The 5,634-nt window shown below is 70.1% G+C and carries 6 protein-coding genes and 1 pseudogene; 1 reads left to right on the forward strand and 6 read right to left on the reverse strand.

Features of this window, described 5'->3' with window-relative positions:
* Window positions 1-35 precede the first annotated feature (35 nt).
* The gene (locus HET64_RS35850; protein ID WP_018958646.1) at window positions 36-251 is read left to right on the forward strand and encodes a hypothetical protein; all 216 of its coding nucleotides are present in this window, start codon (window positions 36-38) and stop codon (window positions 249-251) included.
* A gap of 257 nt (window positions 252-508) precedes the next feature.
* Here the strand turns inward: HET64_RS35850 and HET64_RS35855 are convergent, their stop codons facing one another.
* The 6 genes and pseudogenes from HET64_RS35855 to HET64_RS39435 form a co-directional block, all read right to left on the reverse strand.
* Window positions 509-1,342, reverse strand: a complete 834-nt coding sequence (locus HET64_RS35855) for a hypothetical protein (protein WP_215111422.1) — start codon at window positions 1,340-1,342, stop codon at window positions 509-511.
* A gap of 83 nt (window positions 1,343-1,425) precedes the next feature.
* Entirely contained in the window at window positions 1,426-2,292 is an 867-nt protein-coding gene (locus tag HET64_RS35860) for an RNA polymerase sigma factor SigF (RefSeq protein WP_018958648.1), read from the reverse strand.
* Window positions 2,293-2,526: 234 nt separating this feature from the next.
* Window positions 2,527-3,396: an RNA polymerase sigma factor SigF gene (locus tag HET64_RS35865; protein WP_215111423.1), complete on the reverse strand. Its 870-nt coding sequence runs from the start codon at window positions 3,394-3,396 to the stop codon at window positions 2,527-2,529.
* 198 nt (window positions 3,397-3,594) lie between these two features.
* Complete coding sequence (locus tag HET64_RS35870) at window positions 3,595-3,888, reverse strand: Dabb family protein (protein WP_003967684.1); 294 nt, start codon at window positions 3,886-3,888, stop codon at window positions 3,595-3,597.
* A gap of 10 nt (window positions 3,889-3,898) precedes the next feature.
* A complete protein-coding gene (locus tag HET64_RS35875; protein ID WP_003967683.1) occupies window positions 3,899-4,063 on the reverse strand; it encodes a hypothetical protein in 165 nt (54 codons plus the stop codon).
* 1,422 nt (window positions 4,064-5,485) lie between these two features.
* A pseudogene (locus HET64_RS39435) lies at window positions 5,486-5,634 on the reverse strand (MarR family transcriptional regulator); the annotation flags it as partial.

Here is a 5,634-nt window from a genome sequence, read left to right on the forward strand (position 1 = left end):
GGGCGGTGGGCCCGAGTTCGCTAGGGTCCTGCCCCATGGCACACAACCCCCACGCCCCTCAGCCGGGCCCCGAGGGCACCCCTGACCCGGCGGGCAGCACGCAGATGTTCCGCGCCTTCGTCGACGAGGGCGAGCCGCAGCGCCGGCAGCAGCCCGCGGCGACCTCTTCCGGGCCGAAGGCCGGGGTGATCGCGGCGGTGATCGCGGTCGTCGTGGTCCTCGGCGCGGTGGCCTGGCTCGCCCTGGGCTGACCCGCGCCCGGACGCCCGCGCCCCAGGACGGTGCGCGCGCGCCCGCGACGGGACGGCACGTACAAGGTGCGTGCCGCCCACGACACGTAGACAAGCAGATGCGGCCGTACGAAACAGGTACGGCCGTGCGAACGCGTACGACCGTACGATCCGGCCGCACGGGGGACGGGAAGCGGGGCCGCGCAGCCGGCCGCCGCTCCACCCCCGGGCGGCCTTCGTGCGTGACGGGCGTCCCGCCGTCCGGTCAGCCGGTCAGGTCACTTCCACACGGCGGACACGTCCTGTGTCTCGACGCGCATACCCAGCGGGACCCGCCAGGACTCCACGCAGACGGTGTACGTCTCCGAGCGCGCCGAGCCCGCGCCGATCGGGGCGGGCAGGGGCTGGGACGAGGTGATGGTCGCCCAGTCGACGCCGAGGGCGCCGATGATGTGCGTGGCGAAGGTGACGGTCCCCGAGCGGGCCGGGGAGCCGCCGGTGTTGCGGAACTCCACGGTCACCTTCTCGCACCACCGTTTGTCCGCCGCCGCGCGCTGCGGTGCGCTCAACGTCAGCGCGGCCGGGGTCGCGGGCGGAGCGGGAGGTTCCGGGGTGCCGGGGGTGCCGGTGCCGGGTTCGCCGTCGCCCGGAGACGAAGGGGTGCCGGGCCGGCTGCCCCCCGGCTTCGAGGGCTCAGCGGGCTCAGCAGGCTTCGGGGGCTTCGCGCCCGGCCCGCCGGGTGAGCCGCCCCCCTGATCGCCCGGCGTCTCCGTACGCGCCCCGCCGGGACCGTCCTGGGCGCGCCCAGGCTCGCTCGCACCCGGGGAGGAGGGCGCGGACGAGGGGCTGCCGGACCCGCGACCGCCGGGGCCGCGCTCACCGCTGCCGCCGTTCCCGTCCAGCGGGACCAGCGTCACCTCGCCCGAGGGCTTCCCGTCGCCGCCCGCCGGCCGGTCCCCGCCATCGGCGGCGGCGCCCACGGCCACGTATCCCTCGTCGCCCGGTCCGCTCCCGCAGGCGGCCAGGAGGCCGCCGCCCAGACACAGAGCGGCCGCCGAGGCGACGATGACGGTGCCTCGGCGGCGGGTGGAGCCGAATGTCTGACGTCGCATCGCGCCAGTGTGGCTGACGGTCCGTCAAATCTGAACCCCGGTGCGGGGACCGGCGGAGTCCGGCCGAACTCCGCCGGCCGGTCTCAGTCCGCGATGAGCCCTTCCCTGAGCTGCGCGAGTGTGCGGGTCAGCAGCCGGGAGACGTGCATCTGGGAGATGCCGACCTCCTCGCCGATCTGCGACTGCGTCATGTTCGCGAAGAACCGCAGCATGATGATCTGGCGCTCGCGCGGGGCGAGCTTGGCCAGCAGCGGCTTGAGCGACTCGCGGTACTCGACGCCCTCCAGCGCCGAGTCCTCGTACCCGAGGCGGTCGGCGAGGGAGCCCTCGCCGCCGTCGTCCTCGGGGGAGGGGGAGTCCAGGGAGGAGGCGGTGTAGGCGTTGCCGACGGCGAGACCGTCGACCACGTCCTCCTCGGAGACCCCGAGCGCGCGGGCCAGCTCCGGCACGGTCGGCGAGCGGTCGAGCTTCTGCGCGAGCTCGTCGCTGGTCTTGGTCAGGGCGAGCCGCAGCTCCTGGAGGCGACGGGGGACCCGCACGGACCAGGAGGTGTCGCGGAAGAAGCGTTTGATCTCGCCGACGACGGTGGGCATCGCGAACGTGGGGAACTCGACGCCCCGTTCGCAGTCGAACCGGTCGATCGCCTTGATCAGGCCGATCGTGCCGACCTGGACGATGTCCTCCATCGGTTCGTTGCGGCTGCGGAACCGCGCCGCGGCATACCGCACCAGCGGGAGGTTCAGCTCGATCAGTGTGTCCCGCACGTAGGTCCGCTCCGGACTGTCCGTTCCCTCGGGGCCCGAGGCGGGGCCGAGCGCGGCGAGCCGCAGGAACAGGGAGCGGGACAGCGTACGGGTGTCGATGGCTTCCGGCGAGCTGGTGAGCACGGCGGGTGCCGGCACGCTCTTCGTGAGCGTGAGCACCTTCGAGCTGCCCTGTTCTTCGGACATGCCACCCCCTTGAGGTCGCGGACGGTCGCGGTGGCCGCGACCATCGGAGGAACGCAGCCTCCACCTGAATACCGGAGGCGGGGCTGCGGCAAACGCGCTTCGAGCAGAATGTCACATGTCGGCAACACGCTGTAGTGACATGTCGACAAGTCAGCGCCGAATCCGCCCTGGAAAGAGGGGGTGTAGGCCTTTTATGCCGTCAGAACTGCTCTGTGCACGGTCTACCCGTTCCGGCTACGCCTCGATCCTGTTTGCGGATCTCAGTCGGGCGAAACTTCTGGCGAGAAGCCTTGACACATGCATCTGGGAAACGCCCAGTTCCGCGCTGATCTGAGACTGGGTCAAGTTGCTGTAGTAGCGCAGGAGGAGGATGCGCTGCTCGCGCTCGGGGAGCTGGACCAGGAGGTGCCGGACGAGATCGCGGTGTTCGACGCCCGCGAGCGCGGGGTCCTCGTAACCGAGGCGGTCGAGGAGCCCGGGCAGCCCGTCACCCTCCTGGGCTGCCTCCAGTGAGGTCGCGTGGTACGAGCGGCCGGCCTCGATGCAGGCCAGCACCTCGTCCTCGGAGATCTTCAGCCGCTCGGCGATCTCGGCGGTGGTCGGGGACCGGCCGTGGGCGGTCGTCAGGTCCTCGGTGGCGCCGGTGACCTGGACCCACAGCTCGTGCAGCCGGCGGGGGACGTGGACGGTGCGCACGTTGTCGCGGAAGTACCGCTTGATCTCGCCGACGACGGTGGGCATCGCGAACGTGGGGAACTGGACCCCGCGGTCCGGGTCGAACCGGTCGATGGCGTTGATCAGGCCGATGGTGCCGACCTGGACGACGTCCTCCATCGGTTCGTTGCGGCTGCGGAACCGCGCCGCGGCGTACCGGACGAGGGGGAGGTTCGCCTCGATGAGGGCGGCCCGGACCCGGCGGTGCTCCGGAGTGCCCGGCTCCAGGTTCTTGAGCTGGCCGAAGAGGACCTGGGTGAGTGCCCTGGTGTCGGCGCCGCGGGTCCTGGCGGGCCTGGCGGAGGGGTCCGGGGTCTCGGTCTGGATGTCCTCGGCCCGGACGGTGAGAACGGTCTGGGGAGGCACTTGAGGCGCTGTACTGGCCGGCACGGTGACGCCACCCCTTTGCGGTCAACTACGATCAACTCATCCGTCAAAAGCGGTCATAGCATCACAAGACATGTCCACTGTGTGCAAGCACCTCATAGTGCCGTGTTGAGGTCATAAGGGTTTAAACAGAACAAAGAAACCCCCCGCCCGACGGGCGAGGGGTTGCTGGAACCGGACAGAACCGGCGCCGGGGAAGCGTCAGAAGGGGTAGTCGGCGATCACCCAAGTGGCGAATTCCCGCCACTGTCCGGCGGCGGCCTGGTGGGCCGGGTGCTCGATGTACCGCTTGAGCGCGTCCTCGTCGGCGACGGCGGAGTTGATGGCGTAGTCGTACGCGATCGGCCGGTCGGTGATGTTCCAGGCGCACTCCCAGAACTCCAGCTCCGGAACCTGCCCCTCCAGCTCCCGGAAGGCCCGGTCCCCGGCGACGACCCGCGGGTCGTCCCGCTCGACGCCCTCGTTCAGCTTGAAAAGGACCAGGTGGCGGATCATCGCACTACTCCTACTTCACCAGCTCTGACATGAAGTCACCGACGCTCTGCGCGGCGGTGGAAATGCCCTCGAACCCTACCTGGACCAGCTCGGCGGCCCGCTGCGGAGACATGATGATCGTGTACAGCACGAAGACCACCACTATGTAGATGATGATCGTCTTTGCCTTGGCCACAATCCTGCCTCCCCATCGACCCCATGTGCGATCGGGCGATTGTATCCGCACGGATGGCCGTATCCGGTGGCCGTTTTCGATCACTGATGCGTCTTTTAAGGACCTACGTCCCCACCATCGAGGCCTTTCGCCCGACCACACGGCTCCCGCCGCCCGGCAGGATGGATACCGAGCCCAACGGGACCAGGCAGGACCCGGCGGGCCGGAACAGGGCCTCTCTGTGGGGTCACCGCCGCGCGATTCCCCCTGACCGCGGCGGATGACCAGCAGGCCCTGTTCTCACCGGGGGAAGCGGCTTGTCCCCCCGATGCCGCTTCCCCCGACCTGAACCATGAACCGGAGCGCCCGGCTTGCCGTACATCCCCTGTACGGCGACCGGGCGCTTTGCTGTTCCCGGGTGCCCGCCGCAACGCCATGGGCGTCGACCGGACCTGGCCGGGGGCGACGGTGAACGGTCGACGCGAGGTCTCCGTCGCGCTGCGATGCGCTAGGTGCCCAGCAGGAGCGGTCGGGCCCAGGAAGCGGCCCCGCACGCGCGGGGACGACACCCGAGCCGAGTCCCGCGAATGCGGCAAGCTGGGAACAACCCCGCACGAGCGGGGACGGCAATCAGCTCGCACGGATCTCCGTCGGCCGGCAGGGAACAACCCCGCACGCGCGGGGACGACCTGTGCCCGCCGTTGAGCGGCTGCCACCGGTTGGGAACAACCCCGCACGCGCAGGGACGACACGTCGCCGCTCGACGTGAGGATGCCGCAGACGGGAACAACCCCGCACGCGCGGGGACGACTCACGCGGGTCCGGGACCTTGACCTCCCAGCCGGGAACAACCCCGCACGCGCGGGGACGACCAGAGCAGCGTCTCGATCAGCGCGACAGACCTGGGAACAACCCCGCACGCGCGGGGACCACTCACCCCCCAGTCCGTGTCACGGTTTGCACCGGGGACCACCCCCGCACGCGCGGGGACCACGGGTACTCCGCAGCTGGGGGTACAGCGTGTGGGGGACCACCCCCGCACGCGCGGGGACCACCGCGTCCTTCAGGAGGTGGGCGAGCTGGCCGCGGGACCACCCCCGCACGCGCGGGGACCACCTCCTGCGACGCAGTTGCTCAATCCGCGGGGAGGGACCACCCCCGCACGCGCGGGGACCACAGTTCGTGTCCTGCGGGTCTATGTAGCCGGGGGGTAGTTTTTGGCTACTTCTCGAGAAGAGGACATATCGCCCCTTGTTCTGTAAATGGCTCTGCTCGAAGCACTGACTGCGTCGGGAGTGATTCTGCCCTTTCTGGGCCGCAAGGGGCGGTGTCTTGGAGGGGAAGGTGGACATCGTTCCGTAGCGGCGGGCTTCGGTTTAACTGAGTAGATCTTGCTGAGGGCTTGGGCATGCCGAGGCTGCGAGGCAAGCCGGATTGTTGAGGTCAGACTGATCTGAGCAGGTCTCGGAGGTTGCTCATGTGTGCCTTGACGTCGGCGATCTCGGAGGGGCGGGGCGAGTCCTCGGCGGCTCCGGAGTGAGCCGTACGGCAGGGGCGGCAGAGGCCGTCGGGGAGGGCTTGTGGGGGTCCGG

This window comes from Streptomyces sp. McG3 (assembly GCF_018619185.1).
Classification (GTDB): Bacteria; Actinomycetota; Actinomycetes; order Streptomycetales; family Streptomycetaceae; genus Streptomyces.

Bases quoted from the DNA above. Each gene is read 5' to 3' on its own strand.
- HET64_RS35850 (WP_018958646.1), top strand. From the start codon at position 36: ATGGCACACAACCCCCACGCCCCTCAGCCGGGCCCCGAGGGCACCCCT.
- HET64_RS35855 (WP_215111422.1), bottom strand. From the start codon at position 1,342: ATGCGACGTCAGACATTCGGCTCCACCCGCCGCCGAGGCACCGTCATC.
- HET64_RS35860 (WP_018958648.1), bottom strand. From the start codon at position 2,292: ATGTCCGAAGAACAGGGCAGCTCGAAGGTGCTCACGCTCACGAAGAGC.
- HET64_RS35870 (WP_003967684.1), bottom strand. From the start codon at position 3,888: ATGATCCGCCACCTGGTCCTTTTCAAGCTGAACGAGGGCGTCGAGCGG.